The organism is Bradyrhizobium sp. 154 (genome assembly GCF_023073875.1).
GTDB lineage: Bacteria > Pseudomonadota > Alphaproteobacteria > Rhizobiales > Xanthobacteraceae > Bradyrhizobium.
Map to the genome: position 1 here is coordinate 16,416 of NZ_JADPKG010000118.1, position 25,742 is coordinate 42,157.

Annotated in this window: 23 protein-coding genes; 19 read left to right on the top strand and 4 right to left on the bottom strand. The window is 64.8% G+C overall.

Annotation, left to right across the window (positions count from 1 at the left end):
* Window positions 1-3 precede the first annotated feature (3 nt).
* Window positions 4-1,083, bottom strand: coding sequence for a zinc-binding alcohol dehydrogenase family protein (locus tag IVA92_RS32345; protein ID WP_247275920.1), 1,080 nt, complete (start codon window positions 1,081-1,083; stop codon window positions 4-6).
* 111 nt (window positions 1,084-1,194) lie between these two features.
* Between IVA92_RS32345 and IVA92_RS32350 the strand changes: the two genes are divergently transcribed.
* From IVA92_RS32350 to IVA92_RS32360, 3 genes are all read left to right on the top strand, one after another.
* A complete protein-coding gene (locus IVA92_RS32350) occupies window positions 1,195-1,968 on the top strand; it encodes a helix-turn-helix transcriptional regulator (RefSeq protein WP_247275921.1) in 774 nt (257 codons plus the stop codon).
* Window positions 1,969-2,411: 443 nt separating this feature from the next.
* Complete coding sequence (locus IVA92_RS32355) at window positions 2,412-2,891, top strand: carboxymuconolactone decarboxylase family protein (RefSeq protein WP_247275922.1); 480 nt, start codon at window positions 2,412-2,414, stop codon at window positions 2,889-2,891.
* A 43-nt stretch (window positions 2,892-2,934) separates the two neighbouring features.
* On the top strand, window positions 2,935-3,573 hold the full coding sequence (locus IVA92_RS32360; protein WP_247275923.1) for an HD domain-containing protein: 639 nt from the start codon (window positions 2,935-2,937) through the stop codon (window positions 3,571-3,573).
* A 28-nt stretch (window positions 3,574-3,601) separates the two neighbouring features.
* On the opposite strand, the gene IVA92_RS32365 is transcribed toward IVA92_RS32360, so the two are convergent.
* Window positions 3,602-3,886 (bottom strand): DUF3551 domain-containing protein, encoded by a 285-nt coding sequence (locus IVA92_RS32365; RefSeq protein WP_247275924.1) that lies wholly within the window; start codon window positions 3,884-3,886, stop codon window positions 3,602-3,604.
* On the bottom strand, window positions 3,870-4,178 hold the full coding sequence (locus tag IVA92_RS32370) for a DUF3551 domain-containing protein (protein ID WP_247275925.1): 309 nt from the start codon (window positions 4,176-4,178) through the stop codon (window positions 3,870-3,872). The genes IVA92_RS32365 and IVA92_RS32370 overlap by 17 nt, the downstream gene beginning before the upstream one ends.
* Window positions 4,179-4,431: 253 nt before the next feature.
* On the opposite strand from IVA92_RS32370, the gene IVA92_RS32375 reads away from it, so the two are divergent.
* The 16 genes from IVA92_RS32375 (at window position 4,432) to fabZ (ending at window position 25,387) form a co-directional block, all read left to right on the top strand.
* Window positions 4,432-5,154 carry an outer membrane beta-barrel protein gene (locus IVA92_RS32375; RefSeq protein WP_247275926.1) on the top strand — a complete coding sequence of 241 codons (723 nt, stop codon included), beginning with the start codon at window positions 4,432-4,434 and terminating at the stop codon, window positions 5,152-5,154.
* A gap of 443 nt (window positions 5,155-5,597) precedes the next feature.
* Window positions 5,598-9,101, top strand: coding sequence for a DNA polymerase III subunit alpha (gene dnaE, locus IVA92_RS32380; protein WP_247275927.1), 3,504 nt, complete (start codon window positions 5,598-5,600; stop codon window positions 9,099-9,101).
* Between the two features lie 128 nt (window positions 9,102-9,229).
* Entirely contained in the window at window positions 9,230-9,973 is a 744-nt protein-coding gene (locus IVA92_RS32385) for a carbonic anhydrase (RefSeq protein WP_247276043.1), read from the top strand.
* 258 nt (window positions 9,974-10,231) lie between these two features.
* Entirely contained in the window at window positions 10,232-10,663 is a 432-nt protein-coding gene (locus tag IVA92_RS32390) for a DUF2846 domain-containing protein (RefSeq protein ID WP_247275928.1), read from the top strand.
* A 146-nt stretch (window positions 10,664-10,809) separates the two neighbouring features.
* Window positions 10,810-13,329, top strand: a complete 2,520-nt coding sequence (locus IVA92_RS32395; protein WP_247275929.1) for a caspase domain-containing protein — start codon at window positions 10,810-10,812, stop codon at window positions 13,327-13,329.
* 209 nt (window positions 13,330-13,538) lie between these two features.
* On the top strand, window positions 13,539-14,537 hold the full coding sequence (locus IVA92_RS32400; protein WP_247275930.1) for a 30S ribosomal protein S2: 999 nt from the start codon (window positions 13,539-13,541) through the stop codon (window positions 14,535-14,537).
* 133 nt (window positions 14,538-14,670) lie between these two features.
* On the top strand, window positions 14,671-15,594 hold the full coding sequence (gene tsf, locus IVA92_RS32405; protein ID WP_247275931.1) for a translation elongation factor Ts: 924 nt from the start codon (window positions 14,671-14,673) through the stop codon (window positions 15,592-15,594).
* A 60-nt stretch (window positions 15,595-15,654) separates the two neighbouring features.
* Complete coding sequence (gene pyrH, locus IVA92_RS32410) at window positions 15,655-16,371, top strand: UMP kinase (RefSeq protein ID WP_247275932.1); 717 nt, start codon at window positions 15,655-15,657, stop codon at window positions 16,369-16,371.
* A 64-nt stretch (window positions 16,372-16,435) separates the two neighbouring features.
* A complete protein-coding gene (gene frr, locus IVA92_RS32415) occupies window positions 16,436-16,999 on the top strand; it encodes a ribosome recycling factor (protein ID WP_247275933.1) in 564 nt (187 codons plus the stop codon).
* Window positions 17,000-17,011: 12 nt separating this feature from the next.
* Window positions 17,012-17,770 (top strand): isoprenyl transferase, encoded by a 759-nt coding sequence (locus tag IVA92_RS32420; RefSeq protein WP_247275934.1) that lies wholly within the window; start codon window positions 17,012-17,014, stop codon window positions 17,768-17,770.
* Complete coding sequence (locus IVA92_RS32425; protein ID WP_247275935.1) at window positions 17,767-18,609, top strand: phosphatidate cytidylyltransferase; 843 nt, start codon at window positions 17,767-17,769, stop codon at window positions 18,607-18,609. Before IVA92_RS32420 ends, IVA92_RS32425 begins: the two co-directional genes overlap by 4 nt.
* A gap of 4 nt (window positions 18,610-18,613) precedes the next feature.
* The gene (dxr, locus tag IVA92_RS32430; protein WP_247275936.1) at window positions 18,614-19,837 is read left to right on the top strand and encodes a 1-deoxy-D-xylulose-5-phosphate reductoisomerase; all 1,224 of its coding nucleotides are present in this window, start codon (window positions 18,614-18,616) and stop codon (window positions 19,835-19,837) included.
* A 43-nt stretch (window positions 19,838-19,880) separates the two neighbouring features.
* Window positions 19,881-21,032: an RIP metalloprotease RseP gene (gene rseP / locus IVA92_RS32435; RefSeq protein WP_247275937.1), complete on the top strand. Its 1,152-nt coding sequence runs from the start codon at window positions 19,881-19,883 to the stop codon at window positions 21,030-21,032.
* A gap of 175 nt (window positions 21,033-21,207) precedes the next feature.
* Window positions 21,208-23,736 carry an outer membrane protein assembly factor BamA gene (bamA, locus tag IVA92_RS32440; RefSeq protein ID WP_247275938.1) on the top strand — a complete coding sequence of 843 codons (2,529 nt, stop codon included), beginning with the start codon at window positions 21,208-21,210 and terminating at the stop codon, window positions 23,734-23,736.
* Window positions 23,737-23,861: 125 nt separating this feature from the next.
* Window positions 23,862-24,929 carry a UDP-3-O-(3-hydroxymyristoyl)glucosamine N-acyltransferase gene (lpxD, locus tag IVA92_RS32445; protein ID WP_247275939.1) on the top strand — a complete coding sequence of 356 codons (1,068 nt, stop codon included), beginning with the start codon at window positions 23,862-23,864 and terminating at the stop codon, window positions 24,927-24,929.
* Window positions 24,926-25,387, top strand: coding sequence for a 3-hydroxyacyl-ACP dehydratase FabZ (gene fabZ, locus IVA92_RS32450; protein ID WP_247275940.1), 462 nt, complete (start codon window positions 24,926-24,928; stop codon window positions 25,385-25,387). Before lpxD ends, fabZ begins: the two co-directional genes overlap by 4 nt.
* 9 nt (window positions 25,388-25,396) lie before the next feature.
* On the opposite strand, the gene IVA92_RS32455 is transcribed toward fabZ, so the two are convergent.
* Window positions 25,397-25,720, bottom strand: a complete 324-nt coding sequence (locus IVA92_RS32455; protein WP_247275941.1) for a KTSC domain-containing protein — start codon at window positions 25,718-25,720, stop codon at window positions 25,397-25,399.
* Between the last annotated feature and the right edge of the window lie 22 nt (window positions 25,721-25,742).

Consider the following 25,742-nt stretch of genomic DNA (forward strand, 5'->3'; position numbering starts at 1 on the left):
GTATCAAGGCCGGATCGCCGTCAGTTTGAACGGCCTGCCATTGGCGGCGGCGTGTTCCACGGCCCCGTTGGCGTGGTCGAGATCGAACGCCGTCACCTCGTATTCGTCGAGCCTGAGCAGCCCGGCACGCACCAGCGCGATCAGGCGGGTTGCTGCGTCCGGCGGGTACATCCAGACGCCGTGGATGCTGATGCAGTTGCGCATGATCCAGGGGTAGGGCAGCTCGAGCCCTGCACCGCCCGCCATCCCGACGCCGCCCATCAGCACGACGCGGCCATACGGGCGCACCGTCATGACCGCCGCGCGCACCACATTGGTGCTGACCGAGGGCGGCATGATGTCGAGCACGCAGTCGATCGGACCTGATGCCGCGTGCTTCATGCTCTCGCGGTCGTCGTCCTCAACGCCAGTGAGCTTGACCGGCTTCACGCGGCTGCCGAAGCGGCGGACGAGGTCGGCCAGGATTGTTTCGTTGCGGCCGGGCGCGATCACGCAGACCGCGCCCATTGCCAGCGCGACCGAGACGGCCGCGCTGCCGAAATTGCCGGTGGCCCCGCTCACCAGCACAGTTTCGCCTGGTCGCAGGTTCGCGGCAAGGAAGCCGCCATAGGGCACGAGCAGTGTCCCAAGGGCGCACCATTGCGCCGCTGCCTCCGGTGTGATCGCGCCGAGACGTGTGACGTTCTCGGTCGGGACCCGCATCTGCTCGGCAAACGAGCCGTGGCGAAAATGCTTTTGCAGGCGCATGCCGCCAGGGCCGGCGGCCGTGAGCCCTTGCAGGGCAATGTCGGGCGCAACGGCATCGTCGCGCGAACGCACCGTCGGATCGCAGAACACCCAGTCGCCGATCGCAAGCCTGGTTGCGTCCGGGCCGATCGCGCGCACCCGGCCGATGCCGCCGGGACCGGGGATAACCGGCAGGTCGAGCGCATAATTGCGTGTCCCGTCGAAGACCTCGTTCATGTAGGACAGCACGCGCGTGGCAACGACATCGACGATGACCTCGCCGGTGCCGAGCACCGGTTCGGGGGCATTCTCGATCACCAGTGGCGAGCCGAAGGATTTGAGTACGGCAGCTTTCACGATGTTCACCTCTCAAGGTCGGGTGAAGCGCATATGCGCTGCCTTGGAGGGGACAAGAAGGCCTGGTATTATCCTAGTATTGCAACGACCCTCCATCGCGGGAACGACATCATGGCCGACCCACGCCGCGTCGAATTCGGCGACTTCCTCAGGTCACGCCGCGAAAAGCTGTCACCGAAGGCAGTAGGTCTTCCGGCGGGCCGCCGGCGGCGCACGGCGGGGCTGCGGCGTGAGGAGGTCGCGCAGCTTGCCGGCATCGGTGTCGACTGGTACATCCGCCTCGAACAGGGTCGCACCGTCAGCCCCTCGATCACCACCGTCGATGCGCTCGCCCGCGCGCTGCGTCTCAGCAAGACCGAGCATGCGCATCTGAAGGCGCTGGCGCGCGACGGCGCGAGGGCGGCCTTCGTGCCCGAGATCGTGCCGCCGCCGATCCGGCGGATGATCGACAGCTTGACGCAGCCCGCCTATGTCACTGGGCGGCGCTGGGACGTGCTGGCCTGGAACGCGGCGGCCGAGGAGATCTTTGGCTTCGGCCAGCTGCCGGAGCAGGATCGCAATACGTTGCTCCTGGTGTTGACGAACAAGCAGACGCGAAAATTCTACGGCGCGAGCTGGACCGACGTGGCCAAGAGCATGGTCGCGATGTTTCGCGCCACTCACGACGTCTGGGCGGGCGATCCCGCCTTCACCGAGCTGCTCACGCGGCTGCGTCAGGGCAGTCCGGAATTCGTCAATTGGTGGGAGGCGCACGAGATCCGCAGCACCGCCTCGGGCCTGAAGACCATGAACCATCCGACCAAGGGCGTGCTCCGGTTCGAGCACACGAGTTTTCAGGCCAACGACGATCCCGCGCTGAAGCTCGTGATCTATACGCCGGTGTAGGGCACCAAGACATCGAGGCCAGCGCGTCTGCTTTCGAAAGGCAAGCGGAGACGCTGCGGTTCGGATTGCAACGCTTGATCAGGAAGAGGACCCTTCGAGGGTACTGAGAAGCGGATCAAGGGCTTGACCGCAACCACTGCGAAAAAGCCCGGATGGTCGTGCTCGCGGATGGCTTGGCTTACTGACCACATGGAAGCCGTAGCCAGGCAAGCTCAACTTGAACGCCTTCACGAGCGTGCCAGCTGCGAGCTCGTGTGCCACGGGCACATCACTGAAATCCCGACACCGTGTCCGGCGATCACCGCCTCGATGGCGTACAGTTCCTCCCGGAAGCTCAAATGCTGCATGTCCTTGAATTGGGGCACCTCGCGCCACCTGCGCTGAGCCGCAGCAAGCCATCTCTGCCATGTCGGTGGCTCACGATCGGCGGGCGACCAATAGGAGTGAATCAGAACGTGATTTGCAGGATCGATTGGTCTCTTCAGGCGCTCCGCTGCAAGCAAATGCGGACTGCAAACCGGCCAGAACGTATCGATGAAGAGATCATCGACCATTCCGTCTGTTGGCCGTGCTCGGCTGGTCGCATAGCGAATGGCGACATCGCCGTCTCCGGCCTGGACATGCACACCTGCGACCTGCTCAAGAGCGGCGTAAAGATCGAAAAGCTCGCGCTGGTGCAGGCGTGGGCCGAGGCTGGCAATCTCTTCGACGAACGCGAGCGCGCGGCTCTCGCATGGGCCGAGACGGTGACCTGCGTCGCTCAGACCAACGTTCCGGATGAGGCGTATCAAGCCGCCCGCACGGTCTTCAGCGAGCGCGAGCTGGTCGATCTCACGATCGCAATCAGCCTGATGAATGCATACAATCGAATGTCGATCAGCTTCCGGAATTCGCCGCAGGCGGCCGTGGAGAAAACAGCCTGACAGGCCGAACGGCGTCAGCCGAAATGCAAAGCAGAGCCTGAAAATGACGAGCGTGATTTCCGGCGTGAAAATTCCCGACAGCAAGCTGGCGCGCGAAGCCGCTGAACTGGTGCGCCAGTACGAAGACGAGATGTTGTTCAACCATTCGGTTCGCGTCTACGTATTCGGCGCGATCAAAGGACTGCGACAAAAGCTCAAATTCGATTCCGAGCTGCTCTATGTCGCGGCGCTGTTCCACGACCTCGGCCTGGTCGATCATTACCACACCGAGACCAAGCGGTTTGAGGTCGATGGCGCAGACGCGGCACGCGACTTTCTTCGAGCGCGCGGCATTGCCGAGCCGCAGGCCGATCTGGTGTGGGAAGCGATCGCGCTGCACACCACTCCCGGCATTCCGCAATATATGAGGCCGGAAATTGCTCTCACCAACGCTGGCGTTCTGGTGGACGTCGTCGGCGTTGGATTTGACGACTACACACCGGATCAACGCGAAGAGGTGATCACTGCGTTTCCGCGCGGTGACTTCAAGAACGAGTTCCTGAAGGTGCAGACCTGCTCGGCCCTGAAGAAGCCGCAGACGACGTTCGGAACGGTCAATTTCGACTACATCGAAGATCACGATCCGACGTTCCGCAAGCCAAATGCGTGTACGCGCATCCGCAACACGTCCTGGCAAAGCTGAGAGACGCCAGGCCATACGATCGCTGGGATTATCCGGCGCCAGCGGCGGCGCGGCTCGATCGGCGAGGGGACGTCGGTTTGCTTGCCGGGAAATAGGGATTCACGACGCAGCTCGCCGAACGTCCGACGGCGAGATATCTGCACTGCTCGAGCGAACCGTAGCGACAGTCGAAATAGCCGACGGGGCCGTAGATCTGCATGCAGACCGGATAGCGCGGATCATAGATCTGCGCGTGCGCAAGAGTGCTCGTAAGGAGCAAGCCGATTGCGACGAGCGTGGTCCACGCGCCGCGTATTTCAGCGCGGCAAGGCATAGCCCGGCGTCTGCGCGCGCGGACGATTTTGATACGCGTAGGGATCATCGCTCTGGCCTGCGAAGAACGGATTGGCGATGCAGGTCAGCGCGCGGCCCGATGCGCTCGCCTGACACTGCGCATAGGTATCGAACCTGCAATTGCTCAGCCCCGGCCATTCATCGCCGGTGAGGCAGAATGGATGGTGCGTGCCGAAGGCGCGCGCCGGCGAGCTCGCGCTGAGCCCGAGCGCAAATGTGGCAAGCCCGAGCGAAAATGTGGCGACAATGGGGAGAGAAGCTTGGACTCGCATCTGAATTCTCCAATCACGCGAATGTGCCCGCGACGTTGTTACGCGCGCGTGCAGGTTAGGTCGTGTAGTCGACATTGGAACTCCTGAAAACACTAGTTTCAAAGGGTTTCCAGTGCGCTCTGCTAAATGTTCATTAATGAAGCGCGGCCCTTTGGCTCTAACTGTTGCGTCGCGGTTACAGCAATTCTGTCGATCGCTGATATGACGACGGCACGGCCCGGGGGCCTACTGAAGAAACTGGAACGGGAATCAAATGAAGAAGAATTTGTTGCTTGCCGCTGTCAGCCTGATTGCGCTCAGCGCGGCTGCGCCGGCGGTGGCTGCTGACCTGGCGGCGCGGCCTTACACCAAGGCTCCGCCGGCGGCGATCGCCGCAGTTTACGACTGGAGCGGCTTCTACATCGGCATCAACGGCGGTGGCGGTTCGGCTCGCACCACCTGGGATTTCGTTGGTGTCGGCCGCGAAGGCTCGCACGATGCGACCGGCGGCACGGTCGGTGGCCAGATCGGCTATCGCTGGCAGTCCGGCCAGTTCGTGTTCGGCGTGGAAGGCCAGGGCAACTGGGCTGACTTCACGGGCGACAACGTCAGCGCGCTGTTCGCCACCCGCAACCGCACCAAGATCGATTCGTTCGGTCTGATCACCGGCCAGGTCGGCTACGCCTGGAACAACGTGCTGCTCTACGTCAAGGGCGGTGCGGCTGTGGTCGGCGACAAGTACGAGATCTATGGCCTCGGCGGTCCCTTGCTCGCCTCGTCCAGCGACACCCGCTGGGGTGGTACGGTCGGTGCCGGCCTCGAGTTCGGCTTCGCCCCGAACTGGTCGGTTGGCGTCGAGTACAACCACATCTTCCTGGCCGACAAGGACGTGACGTTCGCTGGCTTCGCTGGCACCGAGCGCATCCGTCAGGACGTCGACATGGGCCTCGTCCGCCTGAACTACAAGTTCGGCGGCCCGATGGTTGCCCGCTACTAAGACGAACCGCTTCCTTCAGGAAGCGATCGTCGAAAAGCCCCGGCCTCGCGCCGGGGCTTTTTTGTTTTCGAATTCAACGAGTTAACCATTCCCTTTCGGAATGGTTGAGCTGGCTTGACTCCAGAGAACGAAATGAGAACAATGTTCTTCCTACGTTCTAGCAAAAGGAGCGAGACATGTTCAGGGTTTTCGTGGAAGAAGCCGCCGCACTGGCCTCGATCACACTGTTCGTCGGGATGATCGCGATCTGGGCCCAGGTAATTCCCCAGCTCTAGAGGACGCGGTTGGGGAAAAGCGGGACGACGCGGCGGATTGGCCGCTCCGCCGTGGACTCTCGCGGCGCCACACCGCACCATTAGGAGGCGAGTCGGCCGGGCGAGTGCATGATGCCTTGAGGAGCCGGCGACCGCTCCATTCCCCCTGCAAGAGGCCGTCACGCGACCATGCCGAGCGCCGGATTTGTCCACCTTCACGTTCACTCGGCCTATTCGCTGCTCAAGGGCTCGATCAAGATCGCCAAGCTCGCCGAGCTCGCCAAGAGAGACCACCAGCCGGCCCTGGCGCTGACCGATACCGACAACATGTTCGGTGCGCTGGAGTTCTCCGACAAGATGGCGGGTTCCGGCATTCAGCCGATCGTCGGCTGTGAGCTGGCGGTCGATTTCGGCGACCAGGATCCGAATGCGCGCAACGCGCTGGGGCCGTCGCGCGTGGTGCTGCTGGCGGCGCAGGAGCGCGGTTATCGCAGCCTGATGCGGCTGAACTCGCGGGCATTCCTGGAGACGCCCGACACCCACGCCCCCCACATCAAGTTCGACTGGCTCCAAGGTGAGACCGAGGGGCTGATCGCGCTCACGGGCGGTCCGGATGGACCTGTCTCGCTGGCGCTCGCCACCGGGCAGGCCGAAATCGCGGCGTCGCGCTGCGAGCGTCTCGCCAGCCTGTTCGGCAACCGCCTCTATGTCGAATTGCAGCGCCACAACACCGACAAGGAGCGGCGCGTCGAGAGCGGCCTGATCGACATTGCCTATGCCAAGGGCCTGCCGCTGGTCGCGACCAACGAGCCGTATTTCGCCGCGACCGACGATTACGAAGCGCATGACGCGCTGCTGTGCATCGCCGGTGGGCGCCTGATCGCCGAGACCGACCGCGAGCAGCTCACGCCCGATCACCGCTTCAAGACCCGCGCGGAAATGGCGGTGCTGTTCGCCGACATTCCGGAGGCGCTGGCCTCGACGGTGGAGATCGCCGAGCGCTGCTCGTTCCGCCCGATGACACGCAAGCCGATCCTGCCGTTCTTCACCGTCGGCGCCGCATCGAGCTCGGATGCCGCCGCAGTCGAGGCCGCCGAATTGAAGCGCCAGGCGGAGGAGGGGCTAGCCAACCGCCTGCGTGTCCACGGACTGTCGCAGGGCACGACGGAGGAGACATACGCCAAGCGGCTTGCCTTCGAGTTGGACGTCATCATCCGCATGAAATACGCGGGTTACTTCCTGATCGTGTCGGACTTCATCAAATGGGCGAAGTCGCAAGGCATTCCGGTCGGGCCGGGCCGCGGCTCCGGCGCCGGCTCGCTGGTCGCCTGGGCGTTGACCATCACCGATCTCGATCCGATCAGGTTCGGCCTGCTGTTCGAGCGCTTCCTCAATCCCGAGCGCGTCTCGATGCCGGACTTCGACATCGACTTCTGCCAGGACCGTCGCGGCGAGGTGATCCAATACGTGCAGCAGCGCTACGGCCGCGACCAGGTCGCGCAGATCATCACCTTCGGTACGCTGCAGGCGCGGGGCGTGCTACGCGATGTCGGCCGCGTGCTGCAGATGCCCTACGGGCAGGTCGACAAGCTGACCAAGCTCGTACCGCAGAATCCGGCCGCCCCGGTGACGCTTGCGGCTGCGATCGAAAGCGAGCCGAAGCTCCAGGCGTTCCGCGACGAAGACCCGGTGGTGGCGCGCGCCTTCGATATCGCCCAGCGCCTCGAAGGCCTGACCCGTCACGCCTCGACCCATGCGGCCGGCATCGTGATCGGCGATCGCCCCTTGAGCGAGCTCGTGCCGCTGTACCGCGATCCAAAATCCGACATGCCGGTGACCCAATTCAACATGAAGTGGGTCGAGCCGGCGGGCCTCGTCAAATTCGACTTCCTCGGCCTGAAAACGCTGACGGTGCTCGACGTCGCGGTGAAGCTCTTGAAACCGCGCGGCATCCACGTCGATCTGGCCACGCTGCCGATCGACGACGCCGAGAGCTACCAGATGCTGGCGCGCGGCGACGTGGTCGGTGTGTTCCAGGTTGAAAGCCAGGGCATGCGGCGCGCGCTGATCGACATGCGCCCCGACCGTTTCGAGGACATTATCGCGCTGGTGGCACTCTATCGCCCGGGTCCGATGGCGAACATCCCGACCTATTGCGCGCGCAAGCACGGCGACGAGGAGCCGGAATATCTGCATCCCGTGCTGGAGCCGATCCTCAAAGAGACCTTCGGCGTCATCATCTACCAAGAACAGGTGATGCAGATCGCGCAGGTGATGTCGGGCTATTCGCTCGGAGACGCCGACCTCTTGCGCCGCGCCATGGGCAAGAAGATCCGCGCCGAGATGGAGAAGCAGCGCGAGATCTTCGTCGCGGGCGCGGTGAAGAACGGCGTGCCCAAGGGGCAGGCCGAGACCATCTTCGAGCTGCTCGCCAAGTTCGCCGATTACGGCTTCAACAAGAGCCACGCCGCGGCCTATGCGCTGGTGTCCTATCACACCGCCTACATGAAGGCGCATTATCCGGTGGAGTTCATCGCGGCGTCGATGACGCTCGATCTCAACAACACCGACAAGCTCTCCGAATTCCGCTCCGAGGCGCAGCGCCTCGGTATCAAGGTCGAGCCGCCGAACATCAATCGCTCGGGCGCGACCTTCGAGGTCGGCGAGAAGACGATCTATTACGCGCTCGCCGCGCTCAAGGGCGTCGGCATCCAGGCGATCGATCAGATCATTGCGGAGCGGACCAAGAACGGCCTGTTCACCTCGCTCGCCGATTTTGCCGCGCGGGTGTCGCCGCGCGCGATCAACAAGCGCATCATCGAGAGTCTCGCCGCCGCCGGCGCCTTCGACACGCTGGAGCCGAACCGGGCGCGCGTGTTCGCCGGCGCGGACGCGATTCTCGCCGCCTGCCAGCGCGCGCATGAAGCCGCGACGATTGGCCAGAACGACATGTTCGGCGGCTCGGCTGATGCGCCCAGCATCATGCTGCCGCAGGTCGAGCCCTGGCTGCCGGCCGAGCGGCTGCGGCGTGAATACGACGCGATCGGCTTCTTCCTGTCCGGACATCCGCTCGACGATTACGCCACCGTGCTGAAGCGCCTGCGGGTGCAGAGCTGGGCGGAGTTCTCGCGCGCGGTAAAGACCGGCGCGACTGCCGGGAAGGTCGCGGCCACCGTGGTCTCGCGCATGGAGCGGCGCACCAAGACCGGCAACAAGATGGGCATCATGGGCCTGTCCGATCCGACCGGCCATTTCGAGGCCGTGCTGTTCTCCGAAGGCCTTGCGCAGTATCGCGACGTGCTGGAGCCGGGCGCCGCCGTGCTGCTCCAGCTCGGCGCCGAGCTCCAGGGCGAGGACGTCCGCGCCCGCGTGCTGCATGCCGAGCCGCTGGATGATGCCGCCGCCAAGACGCAGAAGGGCCTGCGCATCTTCGTGCGCGATACCAAGCCGCTGGAGTCGATCGCCAAGCGTCTCGCCGGGCCAGAGATGGCGCCCGCGAACGGTGCCGCGCCAAAGATCGGCAGTCCCGGCACCGCACCGCGCTCCAACGGCGACGGCGAAGTCTCGCTGGTGATGATGCTCGACCTGGAGACCGAGGTGGAGATGAAGCTGCCCGGCCGCTTCAAGGTCTCGCCGCAGATCGCCGGTGCGATCAAGGCGGTCGCTGGCGTGGTCGACGTGCAGCAGCTCTGACGTTGCCGGCACCGCCGCAAACCAAATCTTGACTATCATTCTTGCACGGTTTCGAAATCTGCCTGGCGCAGCTATCAGTTGTTTGCCGGATAATCGTGTTCGGCGGGTCTTCAGGGAGGACAACAGCCATGTGCGAAAAATGCTCTGAAAATCTGCATCAAACGGTTGCTCCCTCCCGGCGCTCGATGGTGCTTTTTGCCGCCTCGGCGCTCGGGATGGCGGCGTTTGGCGGGACGGCGGTGGCCAAGGAGGCAAAGGCGCCGCCCAAGCCGCAGAACGTGCTGTCGCCCGATGCCGCACTCAAGCGGTTGATGGAGGGCAATGCGCGCTATGTATCGGGCGTTTCCCGTCGCCACGACTTCACGCATGAGCGCGAGGCATTGGTCGGCGGTCAAAATCCGTATGCGGCCGTTCTGAGTTGCGCCGATTCGCGCATCGCACCCGAATATGCCTTCGACAGCGGACGCGGAGACCTCTTCGTGTGCCGCGTCGCCGGAAATTTCGCGGGCGATGAAACCGTTGCCAGCCTGGAGTACGCGGTCGCGGTGCTCGGCACGCCCTTGATCCTGGTGCTCGGCCACGACAGCTGCGGCGCGGTCGACGCGACGATCAAGTCGCTGAAGGACGACAAGCCGCTGCCGGGGCACATCCCCTCGCTCGTGTCCGCGATCGCGCCGGCGGTGAAGGCGGTTGCCCAGCAAAGTGGGAATGCGCTCGACAACGCCATTCGTCAGAATGTCATCGACAACGTCGCCAAGCTGAAATCGGCCGCCCCAATTCTCAACGCAGCGGTCGAGCAGGGCAAGCTCAAGGTGGTCGGCGGCATCTATCGGCTCAATACGGGGACCGTCGAGTTGATTGCCCAGGGCTGAATCCACCTCGCGAAGCATCGGGGGCGGTCGCGCCTCTTTCCGGCAGAGGCCGGCCGCAAGGTCGACCCGTAGCAATTGCAGTGGAGCGGCACAGGACAACCATGCTGACTGTGTTGCAATCAAAAGCTGTTTTGCGCTAGCCTCACGCCTGGGTAGGCGGGGGCTTCGATGGTTTTGCGTGGGGTTTTGCTGCTCATTGCGGCGGCTATGCTATGTGGCTGCCAAACAGAGCGGAGCGGGCTGGATTACGCGACCGCGATGCAGAAGATTGGACCGCCGAAAGCGGGGCAGGCGCGCATCGTGGTGTTCCGCGAGAAGGGTTTCGGTGGCGTAGCCGACGCGGGCTGGGAGTTTGCGTTGGATGGCGCGGTGCTCAAGGGACTGAAGACCGGCACCTACCTCTACACCGATCGGCCGGCCGGCGAGCATCAGTTTTTCGCGGCAGAGCCCGGTTTTCCTGGGAAGACGCGTCAGGACATCTCGGTCCAATCCGGCCGAACGTATTTCTATCTGGCCCGAAACAGCGACCGCAAGAACGCCGTGATCGCGAATGCCAGCACCGGATTGCTGGGATATGGCCTCACCCTGGCCATGACTTCGGCCTACAAGAATCCGGGCCCGGTGGATTTCTCGCCGGTTGATGAGGCGGCTGCGAGGACGACCGTCGCGGAGCTCCGGCTGGCGGAGTAGTGCGCTTTCATATTTTCGAGTGAGGTGGCTTGCCGAACAGACGTTGGCTAGGGCCATCGGCTGCCGCAATCCGTTCAAATTCCGTTCAGGCTGCCACGGGCCTAGTGTACGGTAGGGACTTCAACAACAACAGCGGCGGACAAGCCATGCGTGGGACAAACCGGGTTCTTATCTTCGCCTTGCTGCCAATGCTGTTGCTTGCGGCCGCTAACATCGCGGGCCCCGCAAACGCGCAGCAGCCGGAGAAGCGCATCGCGCTCGTGGTCGGCAATGGCGCTTATGCCAAGTCGCCGCTGGCCACGACTGCGAACGATGCCGGCCTGATCGCGCAGACGCTGCAGGCCGCGGGCTTCGACGTCGTCGGCGCGCGCGATCTCGACGGCGACACGTTGCGCAAGAGCCTTCGCGACTTCATTCAGAAGGCGCAGGCCTCAGGCCCCGGCACCGTCGCGATGATCTATTTCGCAGGCTATGGGGTACAGCTTGCCGGCGAGAACTATTTCATGCCGGTCGATTCCAACGTCACCCGCGACACGGATATTCCGACCGAGGCCCTGCGCGTCAGCGACTATATCCGCCAGCTCGCCGCCATTCCGCTCAAGGCGAGCATCGTCGTGCTCGATGCGGCCCGCGCGCAGCCCTTCATCGAGGGCGGCCAGCCGATCGCGAGCGGCCTTGCGCTGGTCGAGCCCGAGGCGAACATGCTGATTGCCTTCAATGCGGCGCCCGGCACGGTAGCGCCGGAGGAGGCGGGGCCCTACGGCATCTATGCGCAGTCGCTAGCCGAAATGATCCGCACCGGCGGCCTGCCGCTGCCCGAGGTATTCGACCGCGTCCGCCTGCGCGTCAACGAGGCCTCCAAGGGTGCGCAGGTGCCCTGGAACGAGCAGAAGATCACCACCCAGTTTTCCTTCTTCGAGCGGGCGCCCGACGCGCCGCCGCCGGAGGCCGCGCCCGACCAAGTCGCCGCGATCCGGAGCAAGCCGATCCGCGATCTCGGCGTGCAGGATGCCTACGCCGCCGCGCTCGAGCGCGACACGCTGGCGGCCTATGAGGAATTCCTCGCCGCCTTTCCGAATGATCCGCTCTCCAAGCGGGTCATGGCGATCGTCGCGGCGCGTCGCGAGGCGATCACCTGGCGGCGGACCTATCGGACCGACACGCCGGAGGCCTATTGGTCTTATCTGCGCCGTTATCCGCGCGGGCCGCATGCGGCCGATGCGCGCCGCCGCCTTGCGATCCTCACCGCACCGCCCGAGCCGCCGCCGAGCTTTGCGATGATCGACTACGACGTGCCGCCACCGCCGCCGGAGGAGGTGGTCTATGTCGACCGCCCCGTGCTGTATTTCAGCGACCCCGATTTCGGCTTCGCGCCGCCACCACCGCCGCCGGTCTACTATTTGCCGCCGCCGCCGCCCGATTTCGTCGTGCTGCCGCCGCCGCTGCCCGTGGTCGGCCTGTTCGTGCTGCCGCAGCCGGTGTTCGTCCCGATCCCGGTGTTCGTCCGGCCGCCGGCCTATGTCGCGCCGCCGCCGAACAACATCATCTATGCGAACATTCATAATACGACGGTCATCAACACCGTGATCAACCGGCCGCCGGCGCCGCCGACCGGGGCAGCGCCCGCGCTGGGCAATCTGGCACCAGCCGTCGCCGGACGCGCCAACCCGGCAGGTCCGGCGGTGCCGCAGGCCGTCATCCAGCGCGCCGCCCTGATCCAGCAGGGCAAGGCGCCGATGCCGCCGAGTGCGACCATCCAGCCGACCGCGCGACCGGGTATCTCTGCACCGGCTCCTGCTCCCGCCAATCTCACTCCTGGTGCGAGACCGGGTGCACCCAGTCCGACCGCGACAGCCCCCGCCGGAGGTGCTCCTGCTGCCACGCCGCAAGCGCCGGCTCCGGCCAGGCTACCGCAGGCCAATACGCTGCCTGCGCCCGGCACCCCTGGCGGACCGCCACCCCCGGCCGGGGTAGGAGGGGCGCCTGGCGCTGCCACGCCCCATGGCAAACCCGCTTCGACCGCGACGGCGCCTGTCGGCAACGCTCCGCCTACGCCGCCGCACGCGGCGACGGCGCCGGCAAACCCGACGGCTCCCGCGGGTCCGATGACCCCGTCAGCGCGGTTGTCTAGGCCAGGGGCAACGACGCCGCCTGGAGCCGAGGTGCGCGGCAGGCCAGCCGGACCGCAGCCCGGCGCAGTGCCGCCGCCCGGTGCAGCCGCCGGTGGTAAGCCGGCGGTCCCGAGCACGGCCAAGCCGGCGGCGCCAGTGGCGGCGCGAGAGCCATCCAGGGTTCAGGATCATCGACCGGCGCCGCCGCCGCAGGCGGCCAAGCCCGTTGCGCCGCCGCACCCCCAAGCTGCGGCGAGACCGACGCCACCGCCGCCGCCCCGTGTCGCGCCACCTCCGCCGCCGCGGGCCGCGCCTCCGCCGGTGGCCGTGGCTCGACCGGCGCCATCGCCGCCCGTGGCCCGGCCCGCGCCGCCCCCGCCTGCGATGGCGCGACCGGCGCCACCTCCTCCGATCGCACGGCCTGCGCCGCCGCCACCCCCAGTCGCACGGCCGGCGCCACCTCCGATGGCCGCCGCGCCGCCGCGCCCGGCGCCTCCACCGCGGCCGGCCGGCCCGCCACCGAAGACCTGCCCGCCCGGCCAGCCGAAGTGCTAGGGATCCGAAAAGGGGCGCCAGGAAGCGACTGAAGCTTTCGGGCGCCCTGGAGGAGCCGCCTTATTTCCTTGCTTCTGGCCGAAATGGCGCTATATAGCGCGCCATCTCACACGGAAACATGGCTCACAAGGCCGTCCGGTGGCAACCGGGGCGAGAACGCTCCGTTTTGCTCACACGTTTCCGGAGGAACCAACCGGAGAATTAGAACGATGGCGCTACCCGATTTCACCATGCGTCAGCTGCTCGAAGCTGGCGTGCACTTTGGTCACCAGTCTCACCGCTGGAACCCGAAAATGGCTCCGTTCATTTTCGGCACCCGCAACAACATCCACATCGTCGACCTCGCCCAGACCGTGCCGATGCTGCATCAGGCTCTCCAGGCCGTCAGCGACACGGTTGCCAAGGGCGGCCGCATCCTGTTCGTCGGCACCAAGCGCCAGGCGCAGGACGGCGTTGCGGACGCGGCCAAGCGCTGCGCGCAATATTTCGTCAATTCGCGCTGGCTCGGCGGCACGCTGACCAACTGGAAGACGATCTCGGCCTCGATCAAGCGCCTGCGTCACCTCGACGACGTGCTGTCGGGCGGCGAAGCCAATTCCTACACGAAGAAGGAGCGCCTGACGCTGCAGCGCGAGCGCGACAAGCTCGACCGCTCGCTCGGCGGCATCAAGGACATGGGCGGCCTGCCCGACCTGATCTTCGTGATCGACACCAACAAGGAAGACATCGCGATCCAGGAAGCGCAGCGGCTCAACATCCCGGTTGCGGCGATCGTCGACACCAATTCGGATCCCAAGGGCATCACCTATGTGGTGCCGGGCAATGACGACGCCGGCCGCGCGATCTCGCTCTATTGCGACCTGATTGCGCGTGCGGCGATCGACGGCATCTCGCGCGCTCAGGGCGATTCCGGCATCGATATCGGCGCCTCGGCCCAGCCGGTCGTCGCCGAAGAACTGCCGGCCGCTTCCCCCAGCGGCTTCCAGGGCCTTGCGGGGCCCCGCGGCACCGCCGACGACCTCAAGAAACTCCCGGGCGTGTCGGGTGCGATCGAGAAGAAGTTCAACGATCTCGGCATCTTCCACTATTGGCAGCTCGCCGAGCTCGACCACGACACCGCGCACAGGATCGGTGAAGAAGTCGGTCTGCCGAGCCGCGCGGATGCCTGGGTGGCCAAGGCCAAGGCGCTGACCGCGGAAGCGGAATAGTCAAACAGAGCGACGGGTTGGCCGGATAGGGTCCGGCCACCATTTCAGTTGACGCGAATTCCTGAGATGGACCGCGGCGGGGCGCCTCGATGCCGCGCCGCGGCGAACCGGCAGGCACAAAGGATTTTCAACGATGGCAACGATCACAGCTGCGATGGTCAAGGACCTGCGCGAGTCGACCGGCGCGGGCATGATGGACTGCAAGGCCGCGCTGACCGAAAACGACGGCAATATGGAAGCGGCGCAGGACTGGTTGCGCAAGAAGGGCCTGTCGAAGGCCGCCAAGAAGTCGGGCCGCGTCGCGGCCGAGGGGCTGATCGGCGCGCTCACCAAGGGCACTAAGGGCGTCGTGGTCGAGGTCAACTCCGAGACCGATTTCGTGGCACGCAACGGCCAGTTCCAGGGTCTGGTCAAGATGATCGCCCAGGTCGCGTTCGACGTCGGTGCTGATGTCGAGAAGATCAAGGCCGCCAAGGTCGGCGACGTCACGATTGAGACCGCGATCAATGACGCGATCGCCACCATCGGCGAGAACATGACGCTGCGCCGCGCCGCCCAGCTCGAAGTCAGCCAGGGCGTGGTGTCGAGCTACGTCCATGGGGCCGTCGTCGATGGCGCCGGCAAGATGGGGGTGATCGTGGCGCTGGAATCGCCTGGCAAGGCCGACGAGCTCGCCGCCCTCGGCCGCCAGATCGCGATGCATGTCGCCGCCGCCAACCCGCTTGCGCTCGATCCCACCGGCCTCGATCCGGCGGTCGTCAAGCGCGAAAAGGACGTGCTCGCCGACAAATACCGCCAGCAGGGCAAGCCCGAGAACGTGATCGAGAAGATCGTCGAGTCCGGCCTCAAGACCTACTACAAGGAAGTCTGCCTGCTCGAGCAGGCCTTCATCCACGATACCGGCAAGTCGGTGGCGCAGGCAGTGAAGGAGGCCGAAGGCAAGGTCGGCGGGCCTGTGAAGATCGCGGGCTTTATGCGCTATGCTCTCGGTGAGGGAATCGAGAAGCAGGAAAGCGACTTCGCAGCCGAGGTCGCGGCGGCCAGCGGCAAGAAGTAAGCGCCGGAACGTTCCTTCCGGCGTGCCGCCGGAAGCGGCGCCCGGACGAGGAAAGTGCTCATGACTGATCCGGTCTATCGTCGCGTCGTGATCAAGCTGTCCGGCGAATATCTCGCGGGACAGCAGGGTTTTGGTATCGACCAGGTGACCGTCGACCGGGTCGCGGACGATCTGATCGCCGCCCGCAAGCTTGGCGCCGAAGTGGCGGTCGTGATCGGTGGTGGCAACATCGTGCGTGGGGTCGAGGTGTCGTCCCGCGGCGTGTCGCGCCCGACCGGCGACACCATGGGCATGCTTGCGACCATGATGAACTGCCTCGCGCTGGAAGCGGCGATCGAGCGCAAGGGCACGCCGGCGCGCACGCTGTCGGCCTTCGTCATGCCAGAGATTTCCGAGCTGTTCACCCGCACCGCGGCGCACAAATACCTCGCCGAGGGCCGGATCGTGCTGCTTGGCGGCGGAACCGGCAATCCGTTCTTCACCACCGACACGACCGCGGTGCTGCGCGCCGCCGAGATCGGCGCCCAGGCAGTGCTGAAGGCGACCAATGTCGATGGCGTCTACTCAGCCGATCCGAAGAAGGATCCGACCGCCACGCGGTTCGACCGTCTGACGCACTCCCAGGCCATCGAGGGTGGCTACAAGGTGATGGATGCGACCGCCTTCGCGCTTGCCCGCGAGACGTCGCTGCCTATCATCGTATTCTCGATCGCGGAGCCGGGCTCCATCGGTGCGATTCTGCGTGGCACCGGCCACGGAACCATTGTCGCCGGCTGACCGCTCGTCGTCGCGCCCGAGAGAAGGGCGCGGACCGGTCGCCGGGATTTGAAGGAGAAACGTGATGGCCACGGGTAGTTTCGACCTCAACGAAGTGAAGCGCCGCATGCAGGGCGCTGTGCAGTCTCTCAAGCACGAGCTTGGCGGCCTGCGGACGGGGCGCGCCTCGGCCTCGATGCTCGATCCGGTGCAGGTCGATGCCTATGGCACCCACATGCCGCTGAACCAGCTCGCCACCGTCAGCGTGCCGGAGCCGCGCCTGATCTCGGTGCAGGTCTGGGACAAGTCGATGGTCAAGGCCGTGGAGAAGGCGATCGTCGATTCCAATCTCGGCCTGTCGCCCGCGACCGAGGGCCAGGTGCTGCGCCTGCGCATTCCCGAGCTCAATGAGGAGCGGCGCAAGGAGCTGGTGAAGGTCGCGCACAAATACGCGGAGGCCGCCAAGGTCGCCGCGCGGCATGTCCGTCGCGACGGTCTCGACGTGCTCAAGAAGCTCGAAAAGAATCACGAGATGTCCGAAGACGATCAGAAGCGTCACGCCGACGAGGTGCAGAAGGCGACCGACGGCACGATTGCCGAGATCGACCAGCTGCTGGCCGCCAAGGAAAAAGAAATCCTCACCGTTTAAGGCATCGCCTTCATGTCCAACGCCGCCGCGCCCGCAACGGAAGGATCTGACCGGTCCGACGCGCCCGCGCATGTCGCCATCATCATGGATGGCAACGGGCGTTGGGCGGCCGCGCGCGGCTTGCCGCGTGCGGAAGGGCATCGCCGCGGCGTGGACGCGCTGCGCCGCGTGGTACGCGCCTCGCACGAGCTCGGCATTCGCTATCTCACCATCTTCTCGTTCTCTTCGGAGAACTGGTCGCGCCCGGCGAGCGAAATCGGCGATCTCTTTGGCCTGCTGCGGCGCTTCATCCGCAACGATCTGGCGAGCCTGCATCGCGACGGCGTCAAGGTCCGCATCATCGGCGAGCGCGAAGGGCTCGAGAGCGACATCTGTGCGCTCCTCAACGAGGCGGAGGAGCTGACGCGCGACAACACGCGCCTCACGCTCGTCGTCGCCTTCAACTACGGCTCGCGGCAGGAGATCGCGAAGGCCGCGCAGAAGCTCGCGCGCGAGGTCGGAGAGGGCAGGCGGAATCCAGATACGATCGACGCCGAGACGCTTGGCGCGAATCTCGACGCGCCCGACATTCCCGATCCCGATCTCATCATCCGCACCAGCGGCGAGCAGCGCCTGTCCAACTTCCTGATGTGGCAGGCCGCCTATAGCGAGCTCGTCTTCGTGCCGATCCATTGGCCCGATTTCGACAAGGCGGCGCTGGAAGGCGCGATCGCCGAATTTGCCAGGCGCGAGCGCCGTTTCGGCGGCCTGGTCGCGAAAACCGCCTCGTGAGCGAACCCGACGCCGCACCGGCGGGCTCCGCGCCTGCCACGAGCAATCTCGTGCTGCGGGTCCTCGCCGCGCTCGTGCTGGCGCCGCTCGCCATTGCGCTCGCCTACGTCGGCGGCTGGCTGTGGGCACTTCTCGTTACCCTGGTATCGATCGGGCTGTTCGCTGAATGGCTGATGGTGGTGGGCGCGGGTTCGGTCGCGCTGACGGGGACGGGGACCATCGCCATCGCCATCATGGGATTCTGCGTTGCCTTCGGCGCGCTCAGGACCGCTGTCATCGCCGGCTTCATAGGCGGCGTGATCGTGATGCTGATCGCGCGGGGCAAGTTCGTCTGGGCGGCTACCGGATTTGCCTATGCATCGGCGGCGCTGCTGGCCTCGATCCTAGTGCGGCAGGATCTCGTCAACGGCTTCGCCGCCCTGATATTCGTGCTGCTCGTGGTGTGGGCGACAGACATCGGCGGCTATTTCGCCGGCCGCAGCATTGGGGGACCGAAGCTATGGCCGCGCGTCAGTCCGAAGAAGACCTGGGCGGGCGCTCTCGGCGGCTTTGTCGCAAGCCTCTTGGTTGCGGCAGGCTTCGCGGCCTGCGGGCTTGGAAAGCTGGCCCCATTGCTGCTCGTCAGCGCTGTCCTGTCGGTGGTGTCGGCTCTGGGCGATCTGTTCGAATCCGCGGTGAAGCGGCGCTTCGGTGTTAAGGATTCCAGTCACTTAATTCCCGGCCATGGCGGACTTATGGATCGCCTGGACGGCTTTGTCGCCGCCATCTTGGCGGCATGGATTATCGGCTTTCTCCGCCACGGTGTGCATAGCGCCGGAAGCGGTCTTATGGTTTGGTGAGGATATGAGCGCAGTCCCATTGCGAAACAACAGGCTTGCTGCGTCCGACGTTCGCAGCATCACGGTTCTCGGCGCCACCGGCTCGATCGGCGACAGCACGATGGATTTGCTTCGCGCCTCGCCCGAGCGCTACCGTGTCGAGGCGCTGACGGCGAACGGCAATGTCGCAGCGCTGGCCAAACTCGCGAAGGAATTTTCCGCGCGCTACGTCGCGATCGCCGATACCTCCAAGCTCGGCGAGCTCAAGGCTGCGCTGGCGGGCACCAGCACCGAATGCGGCGCCGGCGAAAGCGCGGTGATCGAGGCCGGTGCGCGTCCGGCCGACTGGGTGATGGCGGCCGTGAGCGGCGCCGCCGGGCTGAAGCCGGCGCTGGCCGCGGTTGATCGCGGTGCGCATGTTGCGCTCGCCAACAAGGAATGTCTGGTCTGCGCCGGCGATTTCTTCATGCAGCGCGCGGCAAAAGCCGGCGCCTGCATCCTGCCGGCCGATTCCGAACACAATGCGCTATTCCAGGCGTTGAGCTCAGGCAATCGCGACGAGCTCGTGCGCGTCATCATCACCGCCTCGGGCGGCCCGTTCCGGACCTGGAAGCCTGTCGACATCGAGCAGGCCACGCTCGAGCAGGCCCTGAAGCATCCAAATTGGAGCATGGGCCAGAAGATCACGATCGATTCCGCCTCGATGATGAACAAGGGGCTCGAAGTGATCGAGGCGTCCTATCTGTTTGCGCTCGCGCCCGACGAGATCGACGTGCTCGTTCATCCGCAGTCGATCATCCACGGCATGGTCGAGTTTTCCGATTGCTCCGTCGTGGCGCAGCTCGGTGCGCCCGACATGAGGACGCCGATCGCGCATTGCTTGGGCTGGCCCGACCGCATCAAGGGTCCGGCGGCCAAGCTCGACTTGGCCAAGATCGGCGAGCTGACCTTCGAGGCGCCGGATTTCGAGCGGTTCCCGGGCCTCCGCCTAGCCTACGATTCGCTCCGGACCGGGAAGGGGGCGACCACCGTCTACAACGCCGCCAACGAGGTCGCGGTCGCCGCCTTCATTGCCGGCAAGATCCGGTTTGGTGCGATCGCGCGCCTGGTCGAGGCGACGCTGGACGACTGGATCCGCAGCGGGAATCAGGCGCCGATGACCTCGGCTGACGACGCAATATCCGTTGACCATGTTGCGCGAAATAGAGCTGCCGCCCTATTGCCTCAAATTGCCTTAAAGGCATCCTAGATAGTTCGGGCCAGGGCCTTGCGGCGCTGGATGAGGGGAATCGATGATCGACTTTTTCGTCCATAGTTTCAATACGTTGAGCCATGGGCTCCTCGGCTACGCGGTACCCTTCCTGTTCGTCCTGACCATCGTCGTGTTCTTCCACGAGCTCGGCCATTTCCTGGTCGCGCGCTGGGCGGGCGTTCGCGTTTTAACCTTTTCACTCGGCTTCGGACCCGAGCTGGTCGGTTTCAACGACCGTCGCGGCACCCGCTGGAAGATCTCCGCGATTCCGCTTGGCGGCTACGTCAAGTTCTTCGGTGACGAGAGCGAGGCCTCGACCCCCTCGGCCGAAACGCTCGCGGCCATGACGGCCGAGGAACGCGCCGGCAGCTTCCATCACAAGAAGGTCGGCCCGCGCGCCGCCATCGTCGCGGCCGGACCCATCGCCAATTTCATCCTGGGCGCTCTGATCTTCGCCGGCATGGCGCTGTACTACGGCAAGCCGAGCACGATTGCGCGCGTCGACGGCGTCGTCGCCGACGGCGCTGCGGCTGCCGCCGGCTTCAAGGTTGGTGACGTCGTCGTCCAGATCGACGGCAAGCCGATCGAGAGCTTTGCCGACATGCAGCGGATCGTTGCGATGAGTGCGGGTTCAACGCTTGCGTTCCAGGTCAAGCGCGACGGCGCCATCGTATCGCTGACCGCGACCCCGGCGCTGCTCGAGCGCAAAGATCCGTTCGGCAACCGCCACCGCGTCGGTGTGCTCGGTGTCGAGCACAAGTCGCAGGCCGGTGAGGCTTCGACCGCCCCCGTGGGCGTCGGCGAAGCGCTCAAGATCGGCGTCGAGCAGGTCTGGTTCATCATCACCAGCACCTTCAAGTTCCTGGGCTCGTTGTTCGTCGGAAACGGCAATCCCAACGAGGTCAGCGGCGTGCTGGGAATCGCAAAGATGTCGGGGCAGGCGGCCAGCGCCGGGTTCCAGTTCGTGATCAATCTGTGTGCGGTGCTGTCCGTGTCGATCGGTCTGCTGAACCTGTTCCCGATTCCGCTTCTCGATGGCGGCCATCTGATGTTCTACGCGGCAGAAGTGGTCCGCGGCCGGCCTCTGTCCGAACAGACCCAGGAAATGGGGTTCCGAATCGGGCTCGGTTTGGTGCTGATGCTGATGGTGTTTGCGACCTACAACGACATCCTTCGGATGGCGGCGTCCTGATACGGGCTTTTTTGTGGCGTTGCTGTTGAGCAACGTCTTGCAATGAAATTGAAATCACGGCGCTTTCGGCCGTTTGCGGCGTCCGGGAAATTGGCTACAAGCGGCCTGAACTTGGGGAATCTTCCAGACCGGTGTTGGGTGGGTCTGGTATGGAATGATAAGGGCGCGTTGCGCGATGAAGTTTGGACTGCGACTCCGGGGGGGCTTGCTCGCAACCCTGATCATGTTCGGCGCGCCGGTGATTGCCCCGGTTGGGGCTGTTTTCGTGTCTTCGTCTGCGCTCGCGCAGACCGTGCAGTCGATTTCCGTCCAGGGGAATCGCCGTGTCGAGGTGGAGACAATCCGCTCCTATTTCAAGCCGGGTCCGGGCGGCCACCTGGATCAAGGCGCCATCGACGACGGCCTCAAGGCGTTGATCGAAACCGGCCTGTTCCAGGACGTCAGGATCAATCGCGGCCCCGGCGGCCAGATCATCGTCTCCGTGGTGGAAAACCCGGTGATCGGGCGCGTCGCCTTCGAGGGCAACAAGAAGATCAAGGACGAGCAGCTCACCACTGAAGTCCAGTCCAAGGCGCGCGGCACCTTCTCCCGCGCCATGGTGCAGTCCGACACGCTGCGAATCGCCGAAATCTATCGGCGGTCCGGCCGTTATGACGTGCGCGTCACGCCCGAGATCATCGAGCAGCCGAACAATCGCGTCGACCTGATCTTCACGATCGAGGAGGGCGCCAAGACCGGCGTCAAGTCGATCGAGTTCGTCGGCAACAATGCGTTCTCGTCCTATCGGCTGCGCGACGTCATCAAGACGCGCGAATCGAACCTGCTGAGCTTCCTCGCCAGCGGGGACATCTACGATCCCGATCGCGTCGAGGCCGACCGCGACCTGATCCGCCGCTTCTATCTCAAGCATGGCTTTGCCGACGTCCAGGTCGTGGCCGCGCTCACCGAATACGATCCGGAGAAGAAGGGCTTCAACGTCACCTTCAAGATCGAGGAAGGCGCGCAATACCGCGTCGGCGCGGTCGACTTCCGCTCCAGCATTCCGAACTTCGATCCTTCGTCGATGCGGGGCTATTCGCGTGTCAATGTCGGCTCGCTCTACAACGTCGAATCGGTCGAGAAGTCGGTCGAGGAGATGCAGATCGAGGCTTCGCGCCGCGGTTTCGCCTTCGCAGTCGTTCGTCCCGGCGGCGACCGCAATTTCGAGGCGCACACCGTCTCCGTCGTTTTCAACATCGACGAGGGCCCGCGCACCTATATCGAGCGCATCAACCTGCGCGGCAACACCCGCACGCGCGACTACGTGATCCGCCGCGAGTTCGACATCTCGGAAGGAGATGCCTATAACCGCGCGCTGGTCGACCGCGCCGAGCGGCGGCTGAAGAACCTCGACTACTTCAAGAGCGTGAAGATCGCGACGGAGCCCGGCTCGTCGAGCGACCGCGTGATCCTGGTCGTCGACATGGAAGAGAAATCGACCGGCGACTTCTCGATCTCGGGCGGCTACTCCACGACCGACGGCGCGCTGGCCGAGGTCTCGGTCTCCGAGCGCAATCTGCTCGGGCGCGGCCTGTTCGCCAAGGCCGCGGTGACCTATGGCCAGTATGCGCGCGGCTACTCGCTGTCGTTCGTCGAGCCGTATCTGCTCGACTACCGCGTCGCGCTCGGCCTCGACCTCTATCAGCGCCAGCAGCTTTCAAACAGCTACATCTCCTACGGCACGAAGACGCTCGGCTTCTCGCCGCGCCTCGGCTTCTCCTTGCGTGAAGATCTGTCGCTCCAGCTGCGCTACTCGATCTACCAGCAGGAAATCACGCTGCCGAGCTACCTGGCGAACTGTAACAACAATCTGGGCACCTCGGCGTTCAACCCGAGCCCGGCCTTCGCCGCGTCGCAGATCCCGCCGCTCGACCTGAGCTCGACCAACGGCCTCGGCTGCTACAGTGACGGTGAAGCCTCGCTCCCGGTGCGCAAGGAGCTTGCCAACGGCAAGACCTTGACCTCGGCGCTCGGCTACACGCTCACTTACAACACGCTGGACAACAACAAGAACCCGACCGACGGTCTGCTCATCGACTTCCGGCAGGATTTCGCCGGCGTCGGCGGCGACGTCAGCTATCTGAAGACCGTGGCGGACGGAAAGTACTACGCCCCGCTCGTGTCCGATATCGTCGGAATCGTCCGTCTCCAGGGCGGTATTCTGACCAAGATCAACGATGATCTGCGGATGCTCGACCACTTCCAAATGGGCCCGAACCTCGTCCGCGGCTTTGCCCCGAACGGCATCGGCCCGCGCGATCTGAATCCTTTCGGTACGCAGGACGCGCTCGGCGGCACCAAATATTGGGGCGCTTCGCTCGAATTGCAGATGCCGTTCTGGTTCCTGCCCAAGGAAGTGGGTCTGAAGGGCGCGGTCTATGCCGACGCCGGCGGTCTCTACGATTATAAGGGACCGACGAGTTGGACCGCTACCAACGAGGTCAATGTGCCGGGCTGTATCCCGTCGACGGTCAATCCGTCGAGCACCGGAACCTGCACCGGGCTCGTGTATGACGACAGCAAGGTGATCCGTTCGTCGGTCGGTGTCGGCCTGATCTGGCAGTCGCCGTTCGGTCCGCTGCGCTTCGACTACGCCGTGCCGCTCAGCAAGGGCAAGTACGACCGCACGCAGGAGTTCCGGTTCGGCGGCGGCACCACGTTCTAATTCGATCAGCACGGCACGATCCGGATTACTGGAGCCGGTTTCCGAAAGGGATCGTGCCAATCCTGGAGATGAGGCATGATGCGGCTTGGCCGCTTCATGCCGAAGCCGGACCGCGACGGGGTGGAATGGCGCAGCCGACCTTCTTCACAAAACCGCCTGCCTCAGCGCTGGCCGACATTGCTGCGCTGGCCAAGGCGCAGCTGGTCGACCCCGCGAGAGGTAACGACACCATCACGGGCCTGGCGTCGCTCGACGAAGCCGGACCGATGCATCTGGCGTTCTTCGACAACCTGAAATACGCCGATGAGTTGAAGGCGACCAAGGCCGGGGCGTGCCTGGTGAGTCCCCGATTTGAAGCCCAGGTCCCCGCGCATGTGGCCGTGCTGCGGGTGGCGCAGCCTTTCCGCGCCTTCGTCAGGCTCGCCCGGGAATGGCATGGCGATGCGCTCAGGCCGCAATCCTGGATCGGCAATGACGGCATCGCGCCGTCCGCCATCATCGATCCCACGGCCCGGCTCGAAGACGGCGTGATCATCGATCCCCTCGCCGTGATCGGCCCGGACGTCGAGATCGGCAGCGGCACCGTGGTCGGCGTCGGAGCGGTGATCGGCCCCGGCGTCAAGATCGGCCGGGACTGCAATGTCGGCGCCCGTACCGCCATCCAGTGCGCCCTGATCGGCAATGACGTGCTGATCCACGCGGGCTGCTCCATCGGCCAGGACGGCTACGGCTTCATCTTCTTCGGTCCCGAAGGCCACCTGAAGGTGCCGCAGACCGGCCGCGTGCTGATCCAGAACAATGTGGAGGTCGGCGCCGGCACCACCATCGATCGCGGCTCCTTGCGCGACACCGTGATCGGGGAGGGCACCAAAATCGACAATCAGGTCCAGATCGGCCACAATGTGACCATCGGCCGGAATTGCCTGCTGGCGGCTCAAATCGGGCTGGCGGGTAGCCTGACCATCGGCGACAACGTGGCGCTCGGAGCAAAGGTTGGCATCAACAACCACCTCAAGATCGGCGATGGAGCCCAGGTCACCGCGATGAGCGGCGTCAAGGACGACATCCCGCCGGGCGGACGCTGGGGTGGTTTTTTTGCCAAACCGACCAAGCAATGGTTCAAGGAGATCATCGCGGTGGAGCGTCTGGTGCGCGACAGCAAGGTCGATCCGAAGGACGAGGGACGGGAATGACGCAGGAATCGCCTGTTAAGTTCGAGCTGGTAGATATCAATGCAATCCTGCAGACCCTGCCGCACCGCTTTCCGATGCTCTTGATCGACCGCGTGATCAACATCCGCGCCGATTACAGCGGCATCGGCATCAAGAACGTCACGTTCAACGAGCCGGCCTTCCAGGGGCACTTCCCCGAGCGCCCGGTCTATCCGGGCGTCATGATGATCGAGGCGATGGCGCAGACCGCTGGCGTGATCGGCATCAAGTCGGTCGAGGGTACCGAGAAGCCGCGGGCGGTCTACTTCCTCACCATCGACAAGTGCAAGTTCCGCAAGCCCGTGCTGCCCGGCGATACCATCGAATATCACATGCGCTCGCTCGGCCGCCGCAAAGCCATGTGGTGGTTTCACGGGGACGCCAAGGTCAACGGGCAGGTGGTTGCGGAAGCCGATGTCGGCGCCATGCTGACGGACTGAGCGCTCTCGTCATGCCCGGCAGTCGTAGCGGCTGCCGGCCACCTCGCGGCTGATATTGCGGTTGAAGAACTGGCCCATGGACGGTGCGCCCAGAAGGCCCTCGACCGTCTCCGCCGCCACGCCGCAATAACGATCGTACCTGCCGTTGATGGCGACGACGAGGTCCTGCCGCGCCCGGTCGTAGCAGACGCGCTGAAGCATCGTGCTGCGGTTGATGTCGCGGCATTCGAATGTCGCCAGATCCACGGGGCCGCGTTGGTCGGTCTCGATCGTCTCGGAGACGACCGGTGTGGCCACGAGCTGTGCGAGCAACAATGCAAGGGCTCTGACCACGATCGCTGAATCTCCGCATGAA